The sequence below is a fragment of the Roseococcus sp. YIM B11640 genome (assembly GCF_049727625.1).
GTDB lineage: Bacteria > Pseudomonadota > Alphaproteobacteria > Acetobacterales > Acetobacteraceae > Roseococcus.
Genome location: NZ_JBBJOZ010000004.1, coordinates 364,170 through 391,109, shown reverse-complemented (window position 1 = coordinate 391,109; position 26,940 = coordinate 364,170). Strand labels below are relative to the sequence as shown.

Below are 26,940 nucleotides of genomic sequence, written 5' to 3'. Positions count from 1 at the left end.
TCACTCCGCCGCCAGCAGGGGTTGCGGCTTCAGGTAGGTCGCGGCGCATTCCGCCATGGTGTCGCTCGCCCGCGTGATCGGGTCCACCTGCCAGTAATTGGCGATGGGCATGGTGAAGGGCTCCGCCCCCAGCGCGCCGCCGGCGGCCGGGCCCGCATCGTCCGTGCAGCCGGCGAGCGGCCCCTGGTCCATGCGGCGGAAGATCGGATGCGCGGTTGCCATCTCGGCGCGCAGCGCGTCCAGCGTGTCGTAGGGCAGCGTGACGCCCAGGAACTGCGAGGCCGCGCGGATGACCCGCCAGTCCTCGCGCGCCTCGCCCGGCGGCGGCACGGCCATGCGGCCATGCTGGGCGCGGCCCTCCGTGTTCACCCAGATGCCGTCCTTCTCGGTATAGGCGGCGCCCGGCAGGATCACGTCGGCGCGGGCGGCGGCCACCTCGCCGTGATGGCCCTGGTAGACCACGAAGGTCGAGGCCGGGATGCGCGCCACGTCGAAGCCGTCGGCGCCGAGCAGCCAGAGCGCCTCGACCCCGCCCGAGAGCATCGCGTCCATGTCCTTGCCGCCCTCGCCCGGCAGGAAGCCGATGTCGAGCGCGCCGACCTGGCCGCCGAACTGATGCAGCATGTTGAAGCCGTGCCAGTCATCGCGCAGCGCGCCGGCGGCGCGGGCCAGGTCCCAGGTCGCGGCCAGCACCGCCGCGCCATCGGCCCGCGCCAGCGCGCCACGGCCGAGGATGATCAGCGGGTTCTTCGCGCCATTCAGGAACTCGGCCGCGCGGGCAATGTCGGCCGGGCCCGTGCCCAGCTGCGTCGCCGGATAGGTGAGATCGAGCTTCGGCCCGATCACGCCCACCTTCATCCCGCCCAGCGACCACCGCTTGCGGATGCGCGCGTTGATGACCGGCGCCTCGACGCGCGGGTTGCTGCCGATGATGACGATCGCGTCGGCCTGCTCGATGCCGGCGATGCCGCTGTTGAACAGGTAGTAGTCCGGCCGCGAGGCGTCGATCTTCGCGCCGTCCTGCCGGCAGTCGAGGTTGGTGCTGCCCATGGCGGCCAGCATCGACTTCAGCGCGAAGAGCGCCTCGGTCTCCACCATGTCGCCGGCGATGGCGCCGACGCTCTTGCCGCGCACGCCCTGCACCACCGCGCCGAAGGCCTCGGCCCAACTCGCGGGCACCAGCTTGCCGTCGCGCCGCACCCAGGGGCGGTCGAGGCGGCGGCGCTTCAGCCCGTCGAACGCGAAGCGCGAGCGGTCGCCCAGCCATTCCTCGTTCACGTCGTCATGGGTGCGCGGCAGGATGCGCAGCACTTCGCCGCCGCGCACGTCCACGCGGATGGCAGCGCCGGTGGCGTCCAGCACGTCCACGCTGTCCGTCTTGCTCAGCTCCCAGGGGCGGGCGACGAAGGCATAGGGCCGCGAGGTCAGCGCGCCGACCGGGCAGAGGTCGATCAGGTTGCCGGACAGCTCGCTGGTCAGCGCCTTCTCGATATAGGTGCCGACCTCCATGCTCTCGCCGCGGTTGGTGGCGCCCAGCTCCGGCGTGCCCGCGACCTCGGCCGAGAAGCGGATGCAGCGCGTGCAATGAATGCAGCGGGTCATGATCGTCTTGATCAGCGGACCCATGTACTTGTCCTTCACCGACCGCTTCTCTTCGCGGTAGCGGCTGCCGTCCTTGCCGAAGGACATGGCTTGGTCCTGCAGGTCGCACTCGCCGCCCTGGTCGCAGATCGGGCAATCCAGCGGGTGGTTGATCAGCAGGAATTCCATCACGCCGCGGCGGCCGTTGCGGACCATCGGCGTGTCGGTGAAGACCTTCATGCCATCCATGACCGGATAGGCGCAGGAGGCGACGGGCTTCGGCGCCTTCTCCACCTCGACCAGGCACATGCGGCAATTGCCGGCGACCGAAAGCCGCTCATGATAACAGAAGCGCGGGATCTCCTTGCCCGCAGCCTCGCAGGCCTGCAGCACGGAGGAGCCGTTGGGGACTTCGACCTCGATGCCGTCGACGGTGACCTTGGCCATGTCCTTACTCCGCCGCCATCGGGAAATGCTTCGCCTTGTACTCGGCGATGCGCTCTTCCATCATCGGACGGAAGTGCCGGATCAACCCCTGCACCGGCCAGACGCCGCCATCGGCGAGCGCGCAGATGGTGTGGCCCTCGATCTGGCGCGTCACCTGCTCCAGCACGTCGATCTCCTCGATCTCCGCGCGGCCCTCGACCATGCGGAGCATGACGCGGTTCACCCAGCCCATGCCCTCGCGGCACGGCGTGCACTGGCCGCAGCTCTCATGCTTGTAGAAGGCCGAGAGCCGCTGGATCGCCTTGATAAGGTCGGTCGACTTGTCCATCACGATCACGCCGGCGGTACCGAGGCCCGTCTTGTGTTCGCGCAGCGCGTCGAAATCCATCAGCACGTCGTCGCAGACGCTCTTCGGGATCATCGGCGTGGAGGAACCGCCGGGGATGACCGCCAGCAGGTTGTCCCAGCCGCCGCGCACGCCGCCCGCATAGCGGTCGATCAGCTCGCGCAGGGGGATGCTCATCTCGGCTTCCACGTTGCACGGCTTGTTCACATGGCCCTGCAGGCAGAAGATCTTGGTGCCCGAGTTCTTCGGGCGACCGATGCCCGCGAACCAGGACGCGCCGCGCCGCAGGATGGTCGGCACCACCGCGATGGTCTCGACATTGTTCACGGTGGTCGGGCAGCCATAGAGGCCGACGGCCGCGGGGAAAGGCGGCTTCAGCCGCGGCATGCCCTTCTTGCCCTCGAGGCTCTCGATGAGGGCCGTCTCCTCGCCGCATATATAGGCGCCGGCGCCGCGATGCGAGTAGAGGTCGAAGTCGTACCCGCTGCCCGCCGCGTTCTTGCCGAGCAGGCCCGCGTCATAGGCCTCGTCGATCGCGGCCTGGAGGATATTGCCCTCGTTGAAGTACTCGCCGCGGTAGTAGATGTAGCCCGCGGTCGCGCCCATCGCCATGCCGGCGATGAGGCAGCCCTCGATCAGCTTGTGCGGATCGTGGCGCAGGATGTCGCGGTCCTTGCAGGTGCCGGGCTCGGACTCGTCGCTGTTCACGACGAGGTAGACTGGCCGGCCGTCCGCTGGGCGCTCCTTCGGCATGAAGGACCACTTGAGGCCCGTCGGGAAGCCCGCGCCGCCGCGGCCGCGCAGGCCGGACTGCTTCATCTCCTCGACGATCCAGTCGCGGCCCTTGGCCATGATGCCGGCCGTGCCGTCCCAGTCGCCGCGCATGCGCGCCGCCGCCAGGTTCCACGGCTGCGTGCCGTAGAGATTGGTGAAGATGCGGTCCTTGTCGGAAAGCGCCATGACCTATTCCTCCGACCCGGTGAGGACCATCGGCCCGCCCTCGGGCGCGCTGGTCTGCCGGCCGATCACGGAGCCGGGCTTCGGCCGCTCGCCGCGCTTCAGCGCCTCGAGCAGCTTCACCGTACTCTCGTAGTCCATGTCCTCGTAGTAGTCGTCGTCCACCTGCAGGATCGGCGCGTTCACGCAGCCACCCAGGCACTCCACCTCGGTGAGGGTGAAGTTGCCGTCGGCGCTGGTGTCGCCATAGCCCTTGAGCGCGCCGGCATCCTTGCAGGCGCGCAGCACGTCGTCCGACCCGCGCAGCCAGCATGGCGTGGTGCCGCAGACCTGCAGGTGGAACTTGCCGATCGGCTTGGTGTTGAACATGAAATAGAAGGTCGCGACCTCGTAGACGCGCATCGGCGCCATGCCGAGCCGCGCGGCCACCGCATCCATCGCCACCCTCGGCACCCAGGCGCTGCCCGTCTGCCGCCCCATCTGCTTCTGGGCGACGTACAGCGCGGGGATCACCGCGCTCGCCTGCTTGCCCTCGGGATAGCGCGCGACGATCTTCGCGATCTGCGCCTCGCTGTCCGCGTCGAAGGCGAAGCTCGCGGGTTCGATGTGCTCGTGCGGGCTGCTCATCGGTCGATCTCCCCGAAGACGATGTCGAGGCTGCCGATGATGGAGACGGCATCGGCCAGCATGTGACCCTTGCTGAGCTCTTCCATCGCCTGCAGGTGCGCGTAGCCGGGCGCACGGATCTTGCAGCGGTACGGCTTGTTGCTGCCGTCGGAGACCAGATAGACGCCGAACTCGCCCTTCGGCGCCTCGACCACGGAATAAGTGCTGCCCGCCGGCACGTGATAGCCCTCGGTGTAAAGCTTGAAGTGGTGGATGAGCGCCTCCATGGAGCGCTTCATCTGCGCCCGCTTGGGCGGCACGATCTTGTTGTCCAGGATCTTGACCGGCCCCGGCTGCATCTGGTCCAGGCACTGGCGGATGATGCGCAGCGACTGCCGCATCTCCTGCATGCGGACCAGGTAGCGGTCGTAGCAATCGCCGTTGCGCCCGACGGGGACGTCGAACTCCATCCGGTCATAGACCTCGTAGGGCTGCGACTTGCGCAGGTCCCAAGCGACGCCCGAGGCGCGCAGGCAGGGACCGGAGAAGCCCCAGTCCATCGCCTGCTCGGCCGTCATCACGCCGATATCGACGGTGCGCTGCTTGAAGATGCGGTTGCCGGTCAGCAGCGTCTCGAGCTCGTCGAGGAACTTCGGGAACTGCGCCAGCCAGCGCTCGATCTTCGCGGGCAGCTCGGCAGGGATGTCCTTGGCCACGCCGCCGGGGCGGAAGTAGTTCGCGTGGTAGTGGCTGCCCGAGGTCATCTCATACATCTCGATGAGATGCTCGCGCTGCTCGAAGCCCCAGAGGGCGGGCGTGATGGCGCCGCAGTCCAGCGCGTAGGTCGTGACGTTCAGCAGGTGATTCGCGATGCGCGTGATCTCGCTGAACAGCACGCGGATGTACTGCGCGCGCTCCGGAATATCCTGCGTGATGCCGAGCAGCCGCTCCGTGCCGAGCGCGAAGGCATGCTCCATGCACATCGGCGACACGTAGTCGAGGCGATCGAAATAGGGCAGCGCCTGCAGATAGGTCTTGTACTCGATCAGCTTTTCGGTGCCGCGATGCAGCAGGCCGATATGCGGATCGGCACGCTCCACCACCTCGCCCTTCATCTCGAGGATGAGGCGCAGCACGCCGTGCGCGGCCGGGTGCTGCGGGCCGAAGTTGATCGTGTGGCTGTCCATCTCGACGATGCGCCGCTCGGTCTCGTTCGCGGGCGTATCCGCGCCGATGGGGCTCAGGTCGCTCACGGCTTGTCGCCTTCCGTCTGGACCGGCTCCGGCGGCGGAATCCGGTTGAGATGCACCTTCTCGTCGCCCGGAAGCGTCGTCATCGCCTCCCACGGGCTCATGAAGTCGAAGGAGCGGAAATCCTGGGTCAGCTGCACCGGTTCCTGCACCACGCGGCCGGCCTCGGCGTCGTAGCGCAGCTCGACGAAGCCGCTCAGGGGGAAGTCCTTGCGGAGCGGATGGCCCTCGAAGCCGTAATCCGTCAGCAGGCGACGCAGGTCGGCGAGACCCGCGAAGATCACGCCGTACATGTCCCAGGTCTCGCGCTCGAACCAGGTCGCGGTCGACCAGATGGGCGCGACGCTCGGCACGGGCTGCGCCTCGTCCGTCGTCACGATCACCGTCACGCGCGCGTTCCGCGTCAGCGAGAGCAGGTTGTAGACGACGTCGAATCGCTCCGGCCGCTCGGGCCAGTCGACGCCGCAGACGTCCATCAGCTGCGCGAAGTCGAGTGCGGGAGAATCGCGCAGCAGGAGCATGAGCGGCAGCAGCGCATCGCGAGTCGTGCGCAGCACGAGCTCGGCGCCGAATCGCTCGCGCGCGAATTCGACCGGCAGGCGGTCGCCCAGGATGTTGCGGATATCCGCCTCGAGCGCATCAACCACGAAGGATGGTCCCCGTCCGGCGAATCTTCTTCTGCAGCTGCAGGATTCCGTAGACCAGAGCTTCGGCCGTCGGCGGGCAGCCGGGCACGTAGATGTCCACGGGAACGATGCGGTCGCAGCCGCGCACCACGCTGTAGCTGTAGTGGTAGTAGCCGCCGCCATTGGCGCAGCTGCCCATGGAGATGACCCAGCGGGGCTCGCTCATCTGGTCGTAGACCTTGCGGAGCGCGGGGGCCATCTTGTTGGTCAGCGTGCCAGCCACGATCATCACGTCCGACTGGCGGGGCGACCCGCGCGGGATGATGCCGAAGCGGTCGAGATCGTAGCGCGCCATGTAGGCGTGGATCATCGGCACGGCGCAGCAGGCGAGACCGAAGGTCATCGGCCAAAGGCTGCCGGTGCGCGCCCAGTTCACGACCTTGTCGAGATTGGCGACGACGAAGCCCTTCTCCTCGATCTCGCCCGTGACGGCGCGCAGCACGGCGTCCTGACGGGCGCCCGGGGGCGCGGCTTCGGTGTTCCAGGCCAGCTCGTTCATGGGCCTACTCCCAGTCCAGGGCGCCTTTGCGCCACTCGTAGATGAAACCCACCGTCAGCACGCCCAGGAAGCCCATCATCGAGCCGAAGCCGAGCCAGCCCACTTCGCCCAGCGTCACCGCCCAGGGGAAGAGGAAAGCGACCTCAAGGTCGAAGATGATGAAGAGGATGGCGACGAGGTAGAAGCGCACGTCGAAGCGCCGGCGCGTGTCGTCGAAGGGCGCGAAGCCGCACTCATAGGCGGAGAGCTTTTCCGCGTCGGGCTTCTGCCGCGCCAGCAGCAGGCTGCCGCCGACCATCGCCATCGCGATGCCACCGGCGATGCCCAGGAAGACGAGGATCGGGAAATACTCGGCGAGGAGGGGCTGCGTCATCTCGGGGCCTTGTGTTCCACTTTGCCTCGGCTTTCGTGCACGCCTGTGCAGACCGTTGAGGGGCGATCGGAACAGGCATCGTCAAGACGGATGCAATGCACCCTTCTGACGCGGCGCACCATACAGCAAGGGGCCGATGTTCCGCCATAGGGGGCAACCGTTAAACCCACGTCAGAGCAAGGGATTCCTTGGGCTCTGCGAATCAGTCTCAACAATTTGGGAAGGGATGAACTGGCGCGAGTGACGGGGCTCGAACCCGCGACCTCCGGCGTGACAGGCCGGCGCTCTAACCGACTGAGCTACACCCGCGAACCAGTGGGGCGCCGTTTAGGCCCCTGCCCCCCACCTGTCAACCGACCCCCTGGGAAGAAAATGTGGTGGGCGCTGACGGGGTCGAACCGCCGACATCCTGCGTGTAAAGCAGGCGCTCTACCTCTGAGCTAAGCGCCCTTCGGCGACGCGCAGGAACGCGTCGTCGAAAGATATTCTCGCCCCCGGACACCTGCCCGCGATGGGCGCTTCAGGCGGCGCGGGCCGCCGGATACTCCATCGGCCCGCCGCATACTGCAAGCGCCGCGCAGGAGGGCTTCTGAGGGCCCTCGTAAAGAACTCGGGCCCCGGCGCCCTGCCCGCTTCCGGACAAGGCCCCGAGGCCCAGCAAAATCACGGAATGATTTTGTCGTAGATCAGTTCACGCTGTCCTTGAGGCCCTTGCCCGCCTTGAAGCGGACAGTGGTCGAGGCAGGGATCTTGATCTCTTCGCCGGTGCGCGGGTTGCGGCCCTTGCCGGCCTTGCGCTTGCTGGTGCTGAAGGTGCCGAAGCCCACGAGGCGAACCTCCTGCTTCTTCTTCAGAGCCTTCGTGATCGCCTCGAACACGGAGTCGAGCACGTCGCCGGCCTTGGCCTTCGACAGCTCGCCCGCCTCGGCAACGACCGCAACCAGATCCTGCTTGTTCATGGGATAGCCCCCCTTCACTGACCGCTGGCGAGAAGACCGATTCCACCGCCCTGATCGATGCCGGACACTAAGGGCCGGTTTTCCGCGGCGTCAATCGCCACTTCGCGCGAATCGCCGCGGAATGCCGCGGTTTTCTGGGGATTTCTGTCCAAGGCATTGATGCCGCGCCGCAAACGAAAAGGGCGCGGCCGAAGCCGCGCCCCATCCGAATCCATGACGACTCGTCCGTTCAGTGCGGACGAACCGAAGGCTCCGACTCGGCTGGCGGCACCGGCGACTCCTCCGGCTCCGCCCAGGTGATCGCCTCCGGCGCACGCACCAGCGCCTGGCTGATCACCTGGTCCGCATGGCTGACCGGGATGATCTTCAGCGCCTTCTTCACGCTCTCCGGAATCTCCACGAGATCCTTCTCGTTCTCCTTCGGGATGAAGACGGTCGTGATGCCCGCGCGCAGCGCGGCCAGCAGCTTCTCCTTCAGCCCGCCGATCGGCAGGACGCGGCCGCGCAGCGTGATCTCGCCCGTCATCGCCACGTCGCGCCGCACGGGAATGCCCGTCAGCACCGAGACGATGGAGGTCGCCATCGCGACGCCGGCGGAAGGCCCGTCCTTCGGCGTGGCACCCTCGGGCACGTGCACGTGGATGTCGCGCTTCTCGAACAGCGTGGGCTTGATCCCGAAGGTGACCGAGCGCGACCGCACGTAGGACAGCGCCGCACTCACGCTCTCCTTCATGACGTCGCCCAGCTGGCCCGTCGGCTTGATGTTGCCCTTGCCGGGCACCACCACGCTTTCGATCGAGAGGATGTCGCCACCCACCTCGGTCCAGGCCAGGCCGGTCACCACGCCGACCATGTCCTCGCTCTCCGCCTCGCCGTAGCGGAACTTCTTGATGCCCGCGTACTTCTCGAGGTTCTTGACGGTGATCGCGACCTTCTTCGCCTTCTTCGAGACGATCTCCTTCACCGCCTTGCGCGCCAAGCCGCCGAGCTCGCGCTCGAGGTTCCGGACGCCGGCCTCGCGCGTGTAGTAGCGCACGAGGTCGAGCAGCCCATCATCCGTGAGCGACCATTCGCCGGGCTTCAGGCCATTCGCCTCGCTGACCTTGGGGATCAGGTGGCGCTTCGCGATCTGCACCTTCTCATCCTCGGTGTAGCCCGCGATGCGGATGATCTCCATGCGGTCCAGCAGCGGCTGGGGCATGCGCAGCGAGTTCGCGGTCGTCACGAACATCACGTCCGAGAGGTCGTAGTCCACCTCCAGGTAGTGGTCCGCGAAGGTGCCGTTCTGCTCGGGGTCCAGCACCTCCAGCAATGCGGAGGACGGATCGCCGCGCCAATCGGCGCCAAGCTTGTCGATCTCGTCGAGCAGGAAGAGCGGGTTGGACGTCTTCGCCTTCTTCATGCCCTGGATGACCTTGCCCGGCATGGAGCCGATATAGGTCCGCCGGTGGCCGCGGATCTCGGCCTCGTCCCGCACGCCGCCGAGCGACATGCGAACGAAGTTCCGGCCCGTGGCCTTGGCGATCGACTTGCCGAGCGAGGTCTTGCCGACGCCCGGAGGGCCGACGAGGCACAGGATGGGCCCGCGGATCTTCTTGCTGCGCGACTGCACAGCCAGATACTCCACGATACGCTCCTTCACCTTCTCGAGGCCGTAGTGATCGGCGTCGAGGACGGTCTGCGCGTGCTCGATGTCGTTGCGGACCGCGCTGCGCTTCTTCCAGGGGATCGAGAGGATCCAATCCAGGTAGTTGCGCACCACCGTCGCCTCGGCGCTCATGGGCGACATGCTGCGCAGCTTCTTAAGCTCCGCCAGCGCCTTCTCGCGCGCCTCCTTCGAGAGCTTGGTGGCCTTGATTCGCTGCTCCAGCTCGGCGGCTTCGTCCTTGCCATCCTCGCCTTCGCCCAGCTCCTTCTGGATCGCCTTCAGCTGCTCGTTCAGGTAGTACTCGCGCTGCGTCTTTTCCATCTGCCGCTTCACGCGGCTGCGGATGCGCTTCTCCACCTGCAGCACGCTCATCTCGCCTTCCATATGGGCGAAGATGCGCTCCAGCCGTCCGGCGACCGACGGGATCTCGAGCAGCTCCTGCTTCTCGGGAATCTTGATCGACAGATGGCTCGCCACCGTGTCCGCGAGCTTGCTCGCGTCGTCGATCTGGTTGATCGAGACGAGCACCTCGGGCGAGATCTTCTTGTTGAGCTTGATGTAGCTCTCGAACTGCGAGACGACGCTGCGCATCAGCGCGTCGACCTCGGGCTTCTCCGAGTTGCTCTCCTCCACCACCTCGGCATAGGCGGTGAAGTAGTCCTCGGTGTCCTTGAACTTCACGATACGGGCGCGGCGCGCGCCCTCGACCAGCACCTTCACCGTGCCGTCGGGCAGCTTCAGCAGCTGCAGAACCGTGGAGATGGTGCCCGTCTCATACAGATCGCCGGCGCCCGGGTCGTCCTGGGCCGCGTTCTTCTGCGCGACGAGGAGAATCTGCTTGTCCTCGCGCATCACGGCTTCGAGCGCGCGCACGGACTTCTCGCGCCCGACGAAGAGCGGCACGATCAGATGCGGGAACACCACGATATCCCGCAGCGGCAATACGGGTAGAAGTTCGCCGCGAATCACTTCCGTCATCAGGACCTCACTGGGACAGTCGGCCAGGCGGATGCCCGCAATCGGCACATCCACCCGAAGCCACGGGTTTGAACCAACATGTGGTCACGGGGGGCCCACCAAACAAGCGAGCCCCCGCGGCACCCTCATGCCGAGCTTTGCTCGGCCGGCTTCTCGCCATAGATGAAGAGAGGCTGCGCGCGGTTCTCCGCCACTTCGCGGTTCACCACGACCTCCTCCACATCGGTCAGGCCCGGCAACTCGAACATGGTTGAGAGCAGGATCTGCTCCATGATCGAACGCAGGCCACGCGCGCCGGTCTTGCGCTGGATGGCCCGGCCAGCCACCGACTTCAGCGCATCGTCCGTGAAGGTGAGCTTGGCCCCCTCCATCTCGAAGAGCCGCTGGTACTGCTTCAGCAGCGCGTTCTTCGGCCGAGTCAGGATCTCGATGAGAGCCTTCTCGTCCAGGTCCTCGAGCGTCGCGACCACCGGCAGGCGGCCGATGAACTCGGGGATCAGGCCGAACTTCAGCAGGTCCTCGGGCTCGACCTCGCGGAGCACGGCGCCCATGCGCCGGTCCTCGGGGCTGCTGACCTCGGCACCGAAACCGATGCCCGAGCCCTTCCCGCGCGAGCCGATGATCTTCTCCAGCCCCGCGAAGGCGCCGCCGCAGATGAAGAGGATGTTGGTCGTGTCCACCTGCAGGAATTCCTGCTGGGGATGCTTCCGGCCGCCCTGGGGCGGGACGGAGGCGACCGTGCCCTCCATGATCTTCAGCAGCGCCTGCTGGACGCCCTCGCCCGACACGTCGCGCGTGATGGACGGGTTGTCCGACTTGCGGCTGATCTTGTCGACCTCGTCGATATAGACGATGCCGCGCTGCGCCCGCTCCACGTTGTAGTCCGCGGCCTGCAGCAGCTTGAGGATGATGTTCTCCACATCCTCGCCGACGTAGCCGGCCTCGGTCAGCGTGGTCGCGTCCGCCATCGTGAAGGGCACGTCGAGGATGCGCGCCAGCGTCTGCGCCAGCAGCGTCTTGCCCGAGCCGGTGGGCCCGATGAGCATGATGTTGCTCTTGGCGATCTCGACGTCGTTGTTCTTCGCGCCCGCCGCCAGCCGCTTGTAGTGGTTGTGGACCGCGACCGAGAGGACCTTCTTCGCATGGTCCTGGCCGATGACGTAGTCATCGAGGACCTTGCAGATTTCCTTCGGCGTGGGAACGCCGTCGCGGGTCTTCACGAGGTGCGTCTTATGCTCCTCGCGGATGATATCCATGCACAGCTCGACGCACTCGTCGCAGATGAACACCGTCGGGCCTGCGATGAGCTTGCGGACCTCGTGCTGGGACTTCCCGCAGAAGGAGCAGTAAAGAGTATTCTTGCTGTCGCCTGACTTGCTCATGCCTACTCCTCGCGCCCCGGGCCGGGATGGCGTCCCGGCCAGGTGCGTTCCAAAATCATAGCCCCCCCTCGGGGCCCGGGGGAAGCATGGCCTGCCTCATGGGCCGATCATGCCCCCGCAACCTTGCCGCGGCGCCGCTCAGCTCTTGGGGGCTTCCAGCCCCGCAGGGCGCTTGTCCACCACCTCATCGATGAGGCCCCAGTCGCGGGCCTCGACGGCCGACATGTAGCTGTCGCGCTCGAGCTTGGCTTCGATCGCCTCGACCGTCTGGCCGGTGTGCGTCACGTAGATCTGGTTCAGCCGCTTGCGGAGTTCCAGGATCTCGCGGGCCTGGATCTCGATATCCGTGGCCTGGCCCTGGGCACCGCCGGAGGGCTGGTGGACCATGACGCGGGCGTTCGGCAGCGCGAAACGCTTGCCCTTGGCGCCGGCGGTCAGCAGCAGGGAGCCCATGGAGGCCGCCATACCGATGCAAACCGTGCTCACCGGGCTGCGGATATACTGCATGGTATCGTAGATCGCGAGGCCTGCGCTGACCACGCCGCCCGGGCTATTGATATAGAACGAGATGTCCTTGTTGGGGTTCTCGCTCTCCAGGAACAGCAGCTGGGCGCAGATCAGCGAAGAAACCTGATCGTAAACCTGCCCGGTCAGGAAGATGATTCGCTCCTTCAGGAGGCGCGAATAGATGTCGTAGGCACGCTCGCCACGGCTCGATTGTTCCACAACCATCGGAACAAGCGAGTTGTTGTAGATTTCGATTGGATCGCGATCCCGCACGTTTTGGTATCCCATCATCTGATCGGCCGCCCCGGAATGGGCGCGGCCCGATCGGGACCGGCGAATCAGCCCTGGCCCGTCGTCAGATTGCAGCATGTGGGCAGGACGGCGCCCAGGGAAAGGGGGGATGCCCCCTTCCCCTCGTTCGCTGCAGGTCAGCCCTGCTGCGCGGCCTCGGCCAGCTTCTCGGGGGAGACCGTCTCCTCCTCGACCTTCGCCAGCTCCAGCATGAAGTCGATCACCTTGTCCTCGAAGATCGGGGAGCGGAGGTTCTCGATGGCCTGCGGGTTCTTCTGGAAGAACTCGTAGATCTGCTTCTCCTGGCCCGGATAGCGCTGCACCTCGGCCCGCATGGCCTGGCCCAGTTCCTCGCGGGAGACCTGGATGTTGTTCGTCCTGCCGATCTCGGAGAGCAGAAGGCCCAGGCGGATCCGGCGCTCGGCGATGGCGCGGTACTCGGCCTTCAGCGTCGCCTCGTCCTTATCCTTGTCCTCGCCCTCCAGGCGGCCGGCCTTCATGTCGGCCTCGACACGCTGCCAGATCTGGGCGAACTCGCCGTCCACCATGCCCTCGGGCACCGTGAAGCTCGCGCGCTCGGCGAGGGCGTCCAGCAGCTTCCGCTTGATGGAAACGCGGCTCAGGCTGTCGTACTCGCGCTGGAGCGAGTCCACGATGGCCTCGCGCAGCTTCTCCATGCTCTCGAGGCCGAGCTTCTTGGCGAACTCGTCGTCCAGCGCCGGGCGGGAATAGACCTTGAGCGTCTTGGCGGTGACCGTGAACTCGGCATCCTTGCCGGCCAGGTCCGCCGCGCCGTAATCCGCCGGGAAGGCGACCTTCACGAGGCGCTCCTCGCCCGGGGCCATGCCCTCGAGCTGCTCGGTGAAGCCGGGGATGAAGCCCGGACCCGCGACCTCGATCGGCATGTCGCTGGCCGTGCCGCCCTGGAACTCGACGCCATCGATGCGGCCCACGAAGTCGCAGATCAGCACCTCGCCCTTGGCGGCGGCGCGCGCCTCGGTCTCCTCGAGGGAAGCCTGGCGGCGGGAGATGTTCTCCAGCGCCTTGGTCACGTCCTCATCGCCCGGGACGGCCTTGAGGCGCGTCAGGCTGATGCCGGAGAAGTCGGGCATCGGAATCTCGGGCAGGACTTCGACGTCCATGCGGAACTCGAGGTCGCCGTCGTTCTCGGGGAACTTGGTCACCTCGATCTTGGGCTGGAGCGCGGGGCGGAGGTTGTTGTCGCTGACGACCTTGCCGCTCGCCTCCTGGACGGAAGCCTCCAGCACCTCGCCCATCACGGCCTGGCCGTAGCGGGCCTGGACGATCTTCTGCGGCACCTTGCCGGGGCGGAAGCCGGGAATCTTGATGTCCTTGGCGATCTCCGCGAGGCGCTTGTCCTTCTGCTGAGCGATGCTCGAAGCGGGAACCACGACGGTATAGGCCCGCTTCAGACCCTCGTTCGTGACCTCTGTGACCTGCATTGCGCTCGAATCCATCCGATTGATTTGCTGGTGAATTCGAGTGGTGCGGACGGAGGGACTTGAACCCCCACGGCTTGCGCCACTGGAACCTAAATCCAGCGTGTCTGCCAATTCCACCACGCCCGCGACCGCGTTTGCCGGTAGGAAGCGGGGCGTGTAGCCGAAAGCAACGCCCCCGCCAATACTGCCCTGATGAGCGAATCCCACGACCCGGGCGGTAAGGTCCGGCTCAGGCTCGGCGCCGACATTGTCTCGGCCGCCGCCTTCTCCCCCTGCCGGCGCTGGCGATGGTGGCTGGAACGCCGCTGGGACGGCCAGCCCATGGCCACGCCCGGCTACGGCGTGGTCATCGGCATGAACCCCTCCACGGCCGATATCGACGTGGACGACCCCACGGTCGCGGGCTGCGTCTGGCGGGCGCGCTACCGCTGGGGCCTGCCGGCGCTCGTGATGCTGAATGCCTTCGGCTACCGCGCCACGGACAAGAAGCGGCTGCTGGAGGTCGAGGATCCGGTCGGCGAGGAAAACGACGAGACCATCGCGCACTACGCCCGCGGGGCGTCGCTGGTGGTGGTCGCCTGGGGCCAGCCGCCGAAGCCCCTGATGGGCCGCGGCGCGCAGGTGGCGCGAATCCTGGAGGGCGTGGGCGCCAGGCCCATGTGCTTCGGGGTCAACGGCGACGGCAGCCCGAAGCACCCGCTCTATCAGCGGCGGGATGCGGAGCTGATGGAGTGGAGAGCCGCCTAGCCCAGCGGCTCCGAGAGATCCTCGCGCTGGACGGGCGCCCGGAAGCTTCGATTCCACTCGGGGACATGCGCCTCATGGTGGGTGGCGCGCAGATGCTGGCGCCACGCCTCGATCCGCGATGCCCGCTCCTCGGCCGAGGCCGCGAAGCCCAGGCTGCGGCGCATGCCGTTGCTGGGGCTGGCAGGGCGGTCGGCGGGCTGGGACATTGGCTTCCTCGGCGGCGGTCTGGCCGCTCCTTCGGAGCTCATTCTTCTCCCGCAGGTTAACCGCCGTCAAGGATCAAATCATTGAGGATAAAGCGAAATCAACCTATCAAGAGTTGCGCGCAAGCATCGAGAATCGCTGCCTCATCCAGCCCGTACTCCGCATAGAGCGCGGGGATGTCGCCACCCTGGCCGAAGCGATCGACGCCCAGCGCCGAGACCCTTTGCCCACGAACGCCGCCGATCCAGTCCAGCGCCGCGGGATGCCCGTCCAGCACGGTGACGATGCCCGCCCCGGGCGCCAGCGGCCGCAGCAGGTTCTCGATATGGGAGGGCGCCGCCCCGGGGCCCGAGCGCGCCTTCTTCCGCGAATCCAGCCATCCCTGGTGCAGCCGGTCCGGCGAGGTCACCGCCAGCAAGCCCGCCCCGGGCTCCTCCTCGCGCAGCGCCTCGAAGGCCGCCAAGGCTTCCGGCGCCACCGGCCCCTGGTAGGCGATGGCGATCCGCGCGCCCTCGACAGGCGGCACCATCCAGTAGCCGCCCGCGATCACCTGCGCCGGATCCAGCGCCCGCTCCGGCTGCTCCAGCGCGCGGGTCGAGAGCCGCAGCCAGACGCTGGAACCATCAGGCTCCTGCATATGGGCGAAGGCGTGCCGCATCAGGATCGCCAACTCGTCCGCAAAAGCCGGCTCGAAGGCGGCCAGCCGGTCCTGGGCCATGCCGATGAGCGGCGTGTTGACCGACTGGTGCTGCCCGCCCTCCGGGGCGAGCGTCAGGCCGGACGGCGTGGAAACCAGCAGGAAGCGGGCGTCCATGTAGCAACCGTAGATCAGCGCATCGAGGCCGCGGTTCACGAAGGGGTCGTAGACCGTGCCGATCGGCAGCAGCCGCGCACCGTAGAGCCGGTCGGCCAGGCCCAGCCCCGAGAGCATCAGGAACAGGTTCTGCTCGGCGATACCCAGTTCCACATGCTGCCCCTGCGGCGACATGCCCCAGCGCTGGGCCGAGGCGAGCTTGGCGTCGCGGAACACATCGTTCTTGAGGTGCCGGTCGAAGATCCCGCGCCGGTTCACCCAGGGGCCGAGATTGGTGCTGACCGTCACGTCCGGGCTGGTGGTGACGATGCGGCCCGCCATGGGGCCGTACTCCCCCTCCCCGCGTCCGATCCCGGCGAGGATTTCGCCGAAGGCCATCTGGGTGGCGAGCTTGCGGCCCGCGGGCACCTTGGGCACCGGGAAGGCCGCCGGAATGGGGATCTTGGGCGAGACGAGGCTGCGGCCCTCCGGCGTCAGCTTCTGCGCGAAAGGCACGGCTTCGACGAATTCCCGCAGCTCGGCCTCCGGCAGGCCCAGCCCCTCGAAGAGGTCCCATTCATGGCCAGGGCGGATGGACATGGACTGGCGGAAGCCCTCCATCTGCTCCTTGGTCATGAGGCCGGCGTGGTTGTCCTTGTGCCCGGCGAAGGGCAGGCCCATGCCCTTGATGGTGTAGGCGATGAAGCAGGTGGGCTGGTCGCCCGCCGCGTCCTGGGCGCGGAAGGCCTCCATCATCGTCTCGACGTCATGGCCGCCGAGGTTGTTCATCAGCGCCGCCAGCTCGTCATCCGAGAGCGGATCGATGATGGCGCGCACCCCGTCCTCGCGCCCCAGCTCCGCGAGGAGGGCCGAGCGCCAGGCGGCGCCTCCCTGGAAGGTCAGGGCCGAGTAGAGGCTGTTCGGGCAATCGTCGATGAAGCGGCGCAGCGCCTCGCCGCCCGGGCGCGCGAAGGCGGCCTGGAGCTTGCGGCCGTATTTGATGGTGACCACGTTCCAGCCCATGTCGCGGAACAGGCCCTCGATGCGGCCGAAGAGACGGTCCTGCACCACGCTGTCCAGGCTCTGGCGGTTGTAGTCCACCACCCACCAGACATTTCGGATGTCGTGCTTCCAGCCTTCCAGCAGGGCCTCATAGATATTGCCCTCGTCCAGCTCGGCATCGCCCACGATGGCGACGTGGCGGCCGGCGGGGATGGCCTCCGGATTGAGCTTCTTCAGGCGGACATAGTCCTGCACCAGGCTGCCGAAGCTGGCGAGCGCCACGCCCAGGCCGACGGAACCCGTGGAGAAATCCACCTCCGCGCCGTCCTTCATGCGCGAGGGATAGGGCTGAATGCCGCCGAACTGGCGCAGCGTCGCCATGCGCTCGGCCGTCTGGCGGCCCAGCAGCAGGTTGATGGCGTGGAAGACAGGGCCGGCGTGCGGCTTCACCGCCACGCGGTCCGCGGGCTTCAGGATGTCGAAGTAGAGCGCTGTCATGATCGAGATGACCGATGCGCAGGAGGCCTGGTGCCCGCCCACCTTCAGCCCATCGCGGTTGGGGCGGATGTGGTTGGCGTTGTGGATCATCCAGGCCGACAGCCAGAGCAGCTTGCGCTCGACGGCGTGCAGCATGGCGAGCCGGCGCGCGTCGTCCGGCGCGGCGGCACGGATCAGGGGGGACTGCTGGTTCATGTCGGCTCGTTCCTCAGTTAAGGGCAGTGTACCCCGCGCGGGCCGGATGGCGAGGGCCGCGACAAGGAAGCAAGTCGTCCGGATGTCCAGATGCTCGGTTTCGGGCTATCCGGGCACCATGATCATCCGTCCCTGCGAAGAGTCCGACATCCCCGCGATCACCGCCATCTATGGGCACTGGGTCACCCACGGCCGCGCCAGCTTCGAGCTGGAGGCGCCCGCGGAGGCCGAAATCGCGCGGCGCCGCGCCGCGGTGCTCGACGGCGGCTACCCCTACCTCGTGGCCGAGGAGGAAGGCGAAATCCTGGGCTATGCCTATGCCACCGCCTACCGCCCCCGCCCCGCCTACCGCTTCACGGTGGAGAACAGCGTCTATGTCCGCCCCGGCGGCGCTCGGCGCGGCGCGGGCCGCGCCCTGCTGGACGCGCTCATCGAGGAATGCACCCGGCGCGGCTTCCGGCTGATGGTGGCCGTCATCGGCGACAGCGCGAACAACCCCTCGATCGGCCTGCATGCCGCCGCCGGCTTCACCCATACGGGCGTGCTGCCCGGCATCGGCTGGAAGCACGAGCAGTGGCTCGACACCGTGCTCATGACGCGCGAACTCGGCGAGGGGCGGTCGACGCCGCCGGTTGGCTAGGCCGGCAGGTTCAGCGCGCGCCACAGCTTCTCGGGCGTGGCGGGCATGGTCACGTCCGCTCCCACCGCATCGCGGATCGCCGCCATCACCGCCTGAGGGGCCGCGATGCAGCCCGCCTGCCCCGTCCCCTTTACGCCCAGCCCGTTCGCCTGGGTCGGCGTGTCCTCGCGCAGATGTATATGCAGGCCCGGCAGGTCCGACGCGCGGGGCATCGCATAGTCCATGAATCCGGCCGAGATGAGCTGCGCGCTGTCCTCGTCATAGACGATGCGCTCCATCATCGCCTGCCCGATCCCCTGCGCCACCCCGCCCTGCACCTGCCCGCGCGCGAGCATGGGGTTGAGCAGGGTGCCGTAGTCGTCCACCGCGACGTAGGAGAGGAGTCGCGCCTCGCCCGTCTCCGGGTCCACTTCCACCTCCGCCGCATGGGCGCCATTGGGGAAGGTGATGAGGTCCAGCGAATGCGCGGCCTCGCCTTCCAGCACGCCCTCCTCTTCCGCGAGCTGGGCGAGGCTGAGGCCCCGGCCATCGGCCAGGTTGAAGCGGCCCTCCGCATAATGCAGCGCCTCGGGTGTCGCCTGCAGCATGCGCGCGGCCACGCTGCGCGCATGGGCCAGGAAGGCGCCGGCCGCCAGACGCATGGCCTCGCCGCCCATGTGCAGGCTACGCGCGCCGCCATGTCCGTTGCCGCTGACGATGCGCGCCGTATCCGCCTGCGCGTAGCGGATGCTCTCCATCGGCACGTCCAGGAGATGGGCGATGTATTGCGGAAAGCTTGTCTCGTGGCCCTGGCCGTTGGACTGCGTGCCGACCGCGATCTCGATCCCGCCATCGGGCCTCGCGCGCAGCCGTGCCCACTCGCCGGGCGTGCCGCGCGCGGTTTCGAGGAAGCAGGTCAGGCCAAAGCCGCGCCGCTTGCCGCGCGCGGCACTCCCGGCGCGTCGGGCGGCGAAGCCCGCGCGATCGGCCAGCCGCGCGCATTCCTCCAGCCGCGAGAGGAAATCGCCGTCACGGATCTCCATGCCGAAGGCCGTCCGGTGGGGCAGCGCCGCGATCAGGTTGCGCGCGCGCAGCGACTGCCCGTCGATGCCCATCTCGACCGCCGCGCGATCGATCAGCGTCTCGATGATGAAGTTGGATTCGGGCTTGCCCGCCCCCCGGTAGGCTTCCATCGGCGCGGTATTGGTGAAGGCGCCGCGCACGGTGAAATGGATGTCCGGAATGGCGTAGCAGCCACCCATGGCGGTGGCGGCGGCATTCGTCGGGCAATGCGGCCCGAGCGCCGAGAGATAGGCCCCCATCTCCGCGACTGAATCCACTTCCAGCGCCAGGAACCGGCCCTCCGCGTCGAGAGCCAGGCGCGCCTGCGCGTAAAGCCCGCGCCCATGCGCCGCGCCGGAAAAATCCTCGTTCATCTCGGCCTGCCAGCGCACCGGCCGGCCCAGCAGCCGCGCGGCGTGCAGCAGGGAAACATGTTCCGGGAAGGCCACGTTCTTCACGCCGAAGCCGCCGCCCACATCGGGGGCGACCAGATGCATCTCCTCCGCCGCGATGCCCATCGCGGCGGCCAGCTGCGCGCGAATGCCGTGCAGCGCCTGCCCATTGCAGCGGAGCGTGAGCAGCCCGTCCTCGACCAGCGCCACGGCCGCGCGGGTCTCGATCGGCGCGCAGGTCACGCGCGGGTTGGGGATCTCGGCCGAGACGATGCGCGCGGCCCGCGCGAAGGCCGCCGCGACCGCCGCCGCGTCGCCCTTGTGCCAGAGGAAGGCGAGGTTGCCAGGCGCCGTCGCATGCAGTTGCGGCGCGCCCGCTTCCAGCGCCGCATCCGGGCAGGCGACGGCATCCAGCGGATCGTAATCGACCTCGATCACCTCGGCGGCGTCGCGGGCTTCCGCCAGCGTGGCGGCGAGGACGCAGGCGACGGGCTGGCCGACATGGCGCACCGCATCGGTGGCGAGGGCGGGGCGCGGGGGAACGACGAGCGGCTTCTCCGCCGCCAGCACGGCGTTGCAGGGAAGGCTGCCGATGCCCGCGGCCTCCAGCTCGGCGGCCGTCAGCACCAGCGCCACCCCTGGCGCGGCCCGCGCCGCCTCGACGGAGACCGACGCGATACGCGCATGGGCGTGCGGGCTGCGGAGGAACCATGCCTCCAGCGTTCCGGGCGGCATCGGCAGGTCCGCGACATACTGGCCGCGGCCCGTGAGAAAACGCTGATCCTCGACCCGCCGGATGGATTGCCCGAACATTCGCCTCTCCGCTGCCTTGCCGCAGGATTACGCGAAGAATCCGGTTCTGGCTAACGCGCCGGCGGGGTGGAATCCGCCAGTCCGAACAACCCGCGCAGGAAGCCGGGCGTCAGCGCCGCCAGCGGGTTCACCGTCACCTGGGCGTCCTCCGGCGGGCCCTGGACCCGGAAGGTCGCGGCGAAGACGCCGCCGCCGGTCTCCGGGCTGAACAGCCGCCCCACCAGCGGGAGATTCCCCAGCAGCGTGTTGAAGAAATAGGCCGGCACGATCGTGCCCTCCATGTCGAGGATCACGCGCTCCCGCATCACGCGCCCGCGCGCCGTCAGCCCCAGCGAGGAGGAGAAGGCACGCGCTTCGTTGATCCGCAGCGCCTCCTGCGTCAGGGTGAAGGGGACCACGGCACGGCTGAATTGCAGCCCCCTGCCCCCCTGCAGCGCATCGACCACGCCGAAGAGCGTCATGGCCTGAAGCACCTTGCCCAGCACCGGCGCGTTGCGGACGGTGAAGTTCTGCAGCTCGGCCGAGCCGGTGAGCGGCGCGCCGGGGCGGGCCTCCGGATACTCGGCATCGACGCTCAGCCGCCCGCCCTGGATGGTCTCGATGATGCCGAAGGCGCGCAGCAGCGTGCCCCCGTCCTCCGCCGTGCCGCGCAAGTGGCGGGCTTCGCCGCGCGGCGTCAGGGCCATCTCGAAGGCACCGGCCTGGCGCGCGGTGCGGCCGCGCATGCTGGCGTCGCGCACCACGCCGTTGCGGTCGATGCGGCCGCGCATCTGCGCGGCGTAGAGCTCGCGCTCGGGCCCGAGCAGCACCTGGTCGAAGCGCATGTCGAGCAGCAGAGGCGGCTGGGTGCCTTCCGGCGCCTCGATCTCGACGCCGCGGGAGCGGGCACCGCCGCCGGATACCTGACTCCCCGTCCCGAAGACCGAGCGAAGGTCGAGCACGGGGCCCCGCAGCGTGATGGTCCAGGGCGCGTTGCGGTTCGCGGGCGGGGGCGCGCGGGCATCGCCCGTCAGCCGGCTCGCGCCGAAGCTGGTTTCCTGGAGCTCCACGCGCTCGATCCGCCCGGCGCGGGCGACGGCACGGGCGCGCAACGCCAGCTCCAGTGCCTCCAGCCGGATGTTGTCGATGCCGGTGAGGGTATCGCCCTGCAGGCGGACCGTCGCCTCCGCCTGTCCGGGACTGCCGTCGGGCTTGATCCATTGCAGCGGCGAGAAGGCGAGGACCGCGTCGCGCAGGTCCGCGCGCACGGCGACCGTGCCCTGGCCGTTGCGCCGCCGCTCCGTCCGCACATCGAGGGCGATCGGCCCGCTCGCCAGCGCGCCCACTTCGAAGCCGAGCTGGCTGAGATGCCGGGGCTCCGGCCGGGCCGTCACCGTCTCGCGGCTCGTCACCTGGTTCGCGGGGCCGGGGCGGAAGTCCATTTCCACGCCCAGGCGCAGCGGCACGCCCACCATGCTCGCGGTGCCTGAGAGGCGAAGCTGCTCGGTATCGGTGACGAGATCGATATTGGCGTCTTCCAGATCCTTCTCGAAGAGGAGGCGCGTCAGCCGGGCGTGGCTCGCCCGCGCCTCGGCGCGCAGCCGCACCTGCTCCATCTGCAGGTTCGCGACCATCGGGAAGCCGATGTTGAGCCGCCCCTCGAACTGACCGGCCGCGACCTGGGCCGGGAAGGGCCGCTTGTCAAAAAGATGCAGGCGCGGATGGCGCAGCACCTGCACCACCTCGGCCAGCGGCCCCGCCAGGTTGAAGCTCATCTCCGTGCGGTCCTGCCCGGCCTGCGGCAGGAGGAAACGCAGGTCTGCGCCGCGCACCTCAAGGGCGCCGGGCTGGCCGTTGGCGTTCTCCTGCCGGCCCGCGCTGGCCTGGACCGTGATCTCCTCCAGGCCGAAATTCACGCGCCCGGCGACGCCGCGCATCGGCGGCACGGGGCGCAGCCAATGGACCGTCGCGCCCTGCACCTCCAGCTCGCCCGCGAAGCGGCCGACCTCAATGCGGGAGAGATCCTCGGGTGCCTCCAGGGCAATCTGCCAGCGCCCGGCCGAGGCTTCGCCGGCCGTGATGTTCTCGGTGATCCAATACCGCGCGCCCTCGCCGATCCCCCGCGGCCAGAGAATGGGCAGGTCGGCAAATCGCGCGCGATCCAGACCGAGGTCGATCGCCGCGCGCCATCTGCCGCCGTCCAGATCGGCCTGCCCGCGCGCGGTGACCCGCGCAGGCTCACCGCCCCCCGGCGCGGCCAGGCTGAGCACGAGGTTCTCGACCTTCAGCTGCTCGGGGCCCGCCCGCATCGCGACGTCGATCCCCGAGACCGGGATCGCCACGCCGGCGGGCGTCATGAACAGGGCGTCCGCAATGGCGCCCTCCAGGCGCATCGCGGGCAGGCTCCATTGCGTCAGCGTGGCGTCGCTGACGGCGTCCACGCGCAGCACGGCATCGCCGACCCGTCCGCCGCGGATGGCGTCCAGCGCCTTCGCCCGCACCTCATCGGCGATCCCCACAGGCCAGAGCCGCGCGAGGCCGGCGAGCTCCAGCCGCTGGAGGTCGAAGCGCACCTCGCCCGCCCAGCCGCCCTCGCGCCGCGCCAGCTGCCCGGAGCCTTCGAGGGAGGTCCGGTCGCCGCCTGGAAGCTCGATCCGGGCCTGGTTCAGGACGATGCGCTCGCCGTCCCCCTCCAGGTTCGCCGAAAGCCGCTCGAAGGGCAGCGAGCTGCGGTCGGTCAGGCGCAGGGTGCCGCCCTCGGGCGATTGCAGGTCGAGCCCGAAGGAGGCCGGCCGCCCCGCCGCGTCGAATTCCGCGCGGGCCTGGATGGCGATGGGCGCATCGAGCACCGAGAAGGGACGCAGGTTCGGCAGCAGGGGCGCCAGCTCGGACGGACGCAGGACCGGCAGGTCCAGGCGCACGCCGAAGCGCATGGGCTCGTCGCGCACATTGCCGGTGAGATGGACGGGCAGCGCGACCTCGCCCATCCGCATCACCGCTTCGCCATCCCCCTCCACGCCGCCGTCGCCGAGCCGGCGGAGCTCGATATGCGTGCCTTCCAGCGACCAGTCGCGCCCGATGAAGCGGTCCCGCACCAGGACCCGGCCCCCGGTGATGCGGATGCTGCGGATCGAGGTATGGGCGGCGGCCTCGTCGGCGGGGCGCATCAGGTCTGCGAGGATGTTCCGGCCGCCCTCGCCCGTCACTTCGGCGCCGCCCGGCGCACGGCCCGCCGCTCCCGGACCGAGCGCGAGCCCGCCCTCGGCATCGCGCGCCAGCTCGATGCTGGGGTTCCGGAGCTCCACCGAAGCCGGGGCAAGCATGCCGCGCAGGAGCGGGGCGAAGGCCAGGGTCACGCCGGCCTCGGGCAATGTGACGTGCGAGGTGCCCTCCGCATCCCGCAGCACCACCTCCTCCAGCCGGATCTGCAGGGGCGCGCGGCCGCCGCGCCACCCCTCCCAGGCGATCGAGGCCCGGGCGACGGAGACCCGCATCTGCGGATCGACGCGATTGCCGGCGTTCTCGATCTGCCTCGCGATGAAGGACCATTCGATGGGCCCGCGCGCGAGGCGCCAGGCCAGCGCCCCCAGCGCCAGGCCGCCCAATAATGGAAGCGCGATGACAAGGCTGCACAGCAGCCCTGCCAGGCGTGGCAGGTGGCGACGCCTCGGGGCTTGACCTTCGCTCACCCGAGCGCCTCCCTTCCGTGATGGATTCCGTGACGCTCTACGATCCCGAGGCCGCCGCGCGCCTCATCACCCGGCTCGGCGAAGGCGACGCGGCCCGGCAGGCGCTGGCCGCGCGGGCCGACGCGCAGCCGCTGCTCCAGGTGATGGGCGCCGACAGCCCCTATCTCTCGGATCTCTGCTGGGCCGAGGCGCCGACGCTGCTGCGCCTGCTCGACCGCGGGCCCGAGGACGCCATGCAGGCCGCGCTGGACCCGCTCACCAAGGCCGACCCCGCCGGCGCGCGCGAGGCGGTGGCCAGCCTGTTGCGCCGCGCCAAGCGCCAGGGCGCGCTGGTGGCGGCGGCGGCCGACCTCTCCGGCGCCTGGCCGCTGGACCGCGTGACCCAGGCGCTGAGCGACCTCGCGGACCTCTCGATCGACTTCGCCTGCGCGCATCTGCTGCTGGACGCCGCGCGGCGCGGGCAGATCAACCTGGCCCGCACCAAGGGCGAGCCCAGGCAGATCACGAAGGGCTCCGGCCTCATCGTGCTGGGCATGGGGAAGCTCGGCGGGCGCGAGCTGAACTACTCCTCGGATATCGACCTCTTGCTGCTGCATGATCCTGACTCCCCCTCCTACCACGAAGAGCACGGCGCGGCGCCCTACATCCGGCTGGCCCGGGATCTCGTGCGGCTCATGGAGGAAAGGACATCGGAAGGATACGTCTTCCGGACGGACCTGCGCCTGAGGCCGGACCCGGCGGCGACCCCTCTCTGCGTCAGCGTTCCCATGGCGCTCTCCTATTATGAGAGCCTCGGCCAGAACTGGGAGCGCGCGGCCATGATCAAGGCCCGCCCCGTGGCCGGCGACCGCGTGTCGGGCGAGTCGTTCCTGCGCGAGCTCCGCCCCTTCGTCTGGCGCCGGCACCTCGACTTCGCGGCGGTGGCCGACATCCACTCCATCAAGCGCCAGATCAACCGCCACAAGGCCGAACGGGGCGCGGGCGACGACCTTGCCGTGGCGGGGCACGACGTGAAGCTCGGCGGCGGCGGCATCCGCGAGATCGAGTTCACGGTCCAGGTCCTGCAGCTCATCTGGGGCGGCCGCGACCCGGCGCTGCGGGACCCCACGACCCTCGGCGCGCTGGCGGCGCTGGCCGCGGCCGGCAAGCTGGACCGGCGGGCGGCGGCGGATCTGGCGGATGCCTATGTCTTCCTCCGCAACACCGAGCACCGGCTCCAGATGGTGGCGGACCGCCAAACCCATCGCCTGCCCGAGGCGGAAGACGAGCTCCGCCGCATCGCGAACTTCATGGGGTTCCCCAGCACAGCCGCCTTCGCCGAGGCGCTGACCGCGCATCAGCGCCGGGTGCAGGGCCACTACAACCGCCTGTTCGAGGCCGCGCCCTCGCTGTCGGCCGATTCCGACGCGGGCAGCCTGGTCTTCACCGGCGTGGACGACGACCCCGAGACCATGGCGACGCTGCGCAGCATGGGCTTCCGCGACCCGCCCTCGGTCGCGGCCATGGTGCGCGCCTGGCATCACGGCCGCCCCCGCGCCACCCGCAGCGAGCGCGCCCGCGAAGTGCTGACCGAGATGATGCCCTCGCTGCTGACGGCCTTCGCCCGCCAGCGCGAGCCCGAGGCCTCGCTGGCGCGTTTCGACATGCTGCTGCACCGGCTGCCGGCCGGCGTGCAATTCCTCTCGATGCTGCACCGTAACCCCCGCCTCATGCTGCGCCTGGCCGGGCTGCTGGGCGCCGCCCCGCAGCTGGCCGACCACTTGGCGCGGCGTCCCGTGGCGCTGGAGGGCCTGCTGGCGGGCAGCCTCGCCGCGCCGGGCGAGAAGCCGCTGGCCGCCCTGCCTGCCCTGCTGCGCGAATCCCGCGACGTGGAGGAGGCGCTGGACGCGACGCGGCGCCTCGTCACCGAACGCATGTTCGAGATCGACGCCGCCGAGCTCGAGAACCGGCTCGATTCCGATTCCTCGGGCGAGGCCCGGAGCGCGGTCGCGGACGCGGCCATCTCGGCGCTGCTGCCCGCCGTGCAGGGCGACTTCGCCCGCCGCTTCGGGCGCGTGGCCGGGGGCGCCTTCTGCGTCGTGGCCCTCGGCAAGCTTGGCGGGCGGGAGATGCTGCCGGCCTCCGACCTCGATCTCATCCTCATCTACGACCATGAGGACGGTGCCGAGGCGAGCGAGGGCGGCGCGCGGTCCCTGGCGCCGTCGGAATACTTCATCCGCCTGTCGCACCAGATCGTCGCCGCGCTGACAAGCCCGGGCCCGGAGGGAACCACCTTCGCCGTCGACATGCGGCTGCGCCCCTCGGGCAACAAGGGACCCGTGGCGACCCGCCTCTCCTCCTTCCGGCGCTACCATGCCGAGGAGGCCTGGACGTGGGAGCGCATGGCCCTGACGCGGGCACGCGTGGTGGCGGGGCCCGCCCCGCTGGCGCGCGAGATCGGCATCGCGGTGGACGCCGCGCTGACCGCCCCGCGCGACCCGGCCAAGGCGCTGGCCGACGCCGCCGCCATGCGCGCGCGCATGCTGAAGGAGCTGCCGGCGGATGGCCCCTGGGACCTCAAGGCCATGCCCGGCGGGCTGGTGGAGGTGGAATTCATCGCCCAGGCCATGACCGTCGCCCACGCCGCCGCGCATCCGCGCCTGCTGAAGCGCACAACGCGCCTGGTGCTGGGCGAGCTCGGCCGCGAGGGGCTGATCGACGAGCGCGAGGCCGCGACGCTGATCCAGGCCGAACGCCTCTGGCGCTGCCTCCTCGGCATCATGCGACTGACGGTCGGCAAATGGCGCGAACCGGGCCTGCCGCCCCTGACGGAGGAAGCGATGCGGCTGGGCGCGGGCACCCTGGTGCATCAGGAGATCACCAGCCTGGCGGCGCTGCGCGAGCTGATGGCCGCGCATGCCTCCGCGGTGCGGGCCGGGTTCGAACGCTATCTGGACCCGCTGCCGGGCTGAGCCCGGCAGATTCCCTCCATTAG

Annotated in this window: 20 protein-coding genes and 3 tRNA genes; 3 read left to right on the top strand and 20 right to left on the bottom strand. The window is 69.0% G+C overall.

The genetic code is table 11. From position 1 onward, the window contains the following. The 16 genes from nuoG to WJM96_RS18250 form a co-directional block, all read right to left on the bottom strand. Window positions 1–2,028 (bottom strand): NADH-quinone oxidoreductase subunit NuoG, encoded by a 2,028-nt coding sequence (gene nuoG, locus WJM96_RS18325; protein WP_424813977.1) that lies wholly within the window; start codon window positions 2,026–2,028, stop codon window positions 1–3. 4 nt (window positions 2,029–2,032) lie between these two features. Next, the gene (gene nuoF / locus WJM96_RS18320; RefSeq protein ID WP_424813976.1) at window positions 2,033–3,334 is read right to left on the bottom strand and encodes an NADH-quinone oxidoreductase subunit NuoF; all 1,302 of its coding nucleotides are present in this window, start codon (window positions 3,332–3,334) and stop codon (window positions 2,033–2,035) included. A gap of 3 nt (window positions 3,335–3,337) precedes the next feature. Beyond that, a complete protein-coding gene (locus tag WJM96_RS18315; protein ID WP_424813975.1) occupies window positions 3,338–3,958 on the bottom strand; it encodes a complex I 24 kDa subunit family protein in 621 nt (206 codons plus the stop codon). Continuing rightward, window positions 3,955–5,124 (bottom strand): NADH-quinone oxidoreductase subunit D, encoded by a 1,170-nt coding sequence (locus WJM96_RS18310; RefSeq protein WP_424814041.1) that lies wholly within the window; start codon window positions 5,122–5,124, stop codon window positions 3,955–3,957. The genes WJM96_RS18315 and WJM96_RS18310 overlap by 4 nt, the downstream gene beginning before the upstream one ends. A gap of 62 nt (window positions 5,125–5,186) precedes the next feature. Then, the gene (locus tag WJM96_RS18305; protein WP_424814040.1) at window positions 5,187–5,786 is read right to left on the bottom strand and encodes an NADH-quinone oxidoreductase subunit C; all 600 of its coding nucleotides are present in this window, start codon (window positions 5,784–5,786) and stop codon (window positions 5,187–5,189) included. Between the two features lie 40 nt (window positions 5,787–5,826). After that, on the bottom strand, window positions 5,827–6,372 hold the full coding sequence (locus WJM96_RS18300) for a NuoB/complex I 20 kDa subunit family protein (protein WP_424813974.1): 546 nt from the start codon (window positions 6,370–6,372) through the stop codon (window positions 5,827–5,829). Between the two features lie 4 nt (window positions 6,373–6,376). Continuing rightward, complete coding sequence (locus WJM96_RS18295) at window positions 6,377–6,745, bottom strand: NADH-quinone oxidoreductase subunit A (RefSeq protein ID WP_424813973.1); 369 nt, start codon at window positions 6,743–6,745, stop codon at window positions 6,377–6,379. 232 nt (window positions 6,746–6,977) lie between these two features. Beyond that, window positions 6,978–7,054 (bottom strand) — tRNA-Asp (locus WJM96_RS18290). 66 nt (window positions 7,055–7,120) lie between these two features. After that, window positions 7,121–7,195 (bottom strand) — tRNA-Val (locus tag WJM96_RS18285). Between the two features lie 236 nt (window positions 7,196–7,431). Next, complete coding sequence (locus tag WJM96_RS18280) at window positions 7,432–7,704, bottom strand: HU family DNA-binding protein (RefSeq protein WP_424813972.1); 273 nt, start codon at window positions 7,702–7,704, stop codon at window positions 7,432–7,434. Between the two features lie 14 nt (window positions 7,705–7,718). After that, complete coding sequence (locus WJM96_RS18275; protein ID WP_424813971.1) at window positions 7,719–7,919, bottom strand: hypothetical protein; 201 nt, start codon at window positions 7,917–7,919, stop codon at window positions 7,719–7,721. A 14-nt stretch (window positions 7,920–7,933) separates the two neighbouring features. Next, complete coding sequence (gene lon / locus WJM96_RS18270; RefSeq protein ID WP_424813970.1) at window positions 7,934–10,330, bottom strand: endopeptidase La; 2,397 nt, start codon at window positions 10,328–10,330, stop codon at window positions 7,934–7,936. A gap of 125 nt (window positions 10,331–10,455) precedes the next feature. After that, window positions 10,456–11,712: an ATP-dependent Clp protease ATP-binding subunit ClpX gene (gene clpX, locus WJM96_RS18265; protein WP_424813969.1), complete on the bottom strand. Its 1,257-nt coding sequence runs from the start codon at window positions 11,710–11,712 to the stop codon at window positions 10,456–10,458. A 138-nt stretch (window positions 11,713–11,850) separates the two neighbouring features. After that, entirely contained in the window at window positions 11,851–12,492 is a 642-nt protein-coding gene (gene clpP / locus WJM96_RS18260; RefSeq protein WP_424814039.1) for an ATP-dependent Clp endopeptidase proteolytic subunit ClpP, read from the bottom strand. A gap of 155 nt (window positions 12,493–12,647) precedes the next feature. After that, entirely contained in the window at window positions 12,648–13,973 is a 1,326-nt protein-coding gene (gene tig / locus WJM96_RS18255) for a trigger factor (protein ID WP_424813968.1), read from the bottom strand. Window positions 13,974–14,014: 41 nt separating this feature from the next. Further along, window positions 14,015–14,099, bottom strand: a tRNA-Leu gene (locus WJM96_RS18250). Window positions 14,100–14,165: 66 nt separating this feature from the next. Between WJM96_RS18250 and WJM96_RS18245 the strand changes: the two genes are divergently transcribed. Continuing rightward, the gene (locus WJM96_RS18245; RefSeq protein WP_424813967.1) at window positions 14,166–14,720 is read left to right on the top strand and encodes a DUF1643 domain-containing protein; all 555 of its coding nucleotides are present in this window, start codon (window positions 14,166–14,168) and stop codon (window positions 14,718–14,720) included. Here WJM96_RS18245 and WJM96_RS18240 read toward each other — a convergent pair. Then, window positions 14,717–14,926: a hypothetical protein gene (locus WJM96_RS18240; RefSeq protein WP_424813966.1), complete on the bottom strand. Its 210-nt coding sequence runs from the start codon at window positions 14,924–14,926 to the stop codon at window positions 14,717–14,719. The genes WJM96_RS18245 and WJM96_RS18240 overlap by 4 nt on opposite strands. 98 nt (window positions 14,927–15,024) lie before the next feature. Then, window positions 15,025–17,412, bottom strand: coding sequence for a 1-deoxy-D-xylulose-5-phosphate synthase N-terminal domain-containing protein (locus tag WJM96_RS18235; RefSeq protein ID WP_424813965.1), 2,388 nt, complete (start codon window positions 17,410–17,412; stop codon window positions 15,025–15,027). A 118-nt stretch (window positions 17,413–17,530) separates the two neighbouring features. Between WJM96_RS18235 and WJM96_RS18230 the strand changes: the two genes are divergently transcribed. Further along, window positions 17,531–18,052 carry an N-acetyltransferase family protein gene (locus tag WJM96_RS18230; protein WP_424813964.1) on the top strand — a complete coding sequence of 174 codons (522 nt, stop codon included), beginning with the start codon at window positions 17,531–17,533 and terminating at the stop codon, window positions 18,050–18,052. On the opposite strand, the gene WJM96_RS18225 is transcribed toward WJM96_RS18230, so the two are convergent. Together WJM96_RS18225 and WJM96_RS18220 are read right to left on the bottom strand one after the other, a co-directional pair. Beyond that, window positions 18,049–20,298, bottom strand: coding sequence for a xanthine dehydrogenase family protein molybdopterin-binding subunit (locus WJM96_RS18225; protein WP_424813963.1), 2,250 nt, complete (start codon window positions 20,296–20,298; stop codon window positions 18,049–18,051). The two genes, WJM96_RS18230 and WJM96_RS18225, sit on opposite strands and share 4 nt — an antisense overlap. 50 nt (window positions 20,299–20,348) lie before the next feature. Then, entirely contained in the window at window positions 20,349–23,966 is a 3,618-nt protein-coding gene (locus WJM96_RS18220; protein ID WP_424813962.1) for an AsmA-like C-terminal region-containing protein, read from the bottom strand. A gap of 20 nt (window positions 23,967–23,986) precedes the next feature. On the opposite strand from WJM96_RS18220, the gene WJM96_RS18215 reads away from it, so the two are divergent. Continuing rightward, complete coding sequence (locus tag WJM96_RS18215) at window positions 23,987–26,917, top strand: bifunctional [glutamine synthetase] adenylyltransferase/[glutamine synthetase]-adenylyl-L-tyrosine phosphorylase (protein WP_424813961.1); 2,931 nt, start codon at window positions 23,987–23,989, stop codon at window positions 26,915–26,917. Window positions 26,918–26,940: the final 23 nt, after the last annotated feature.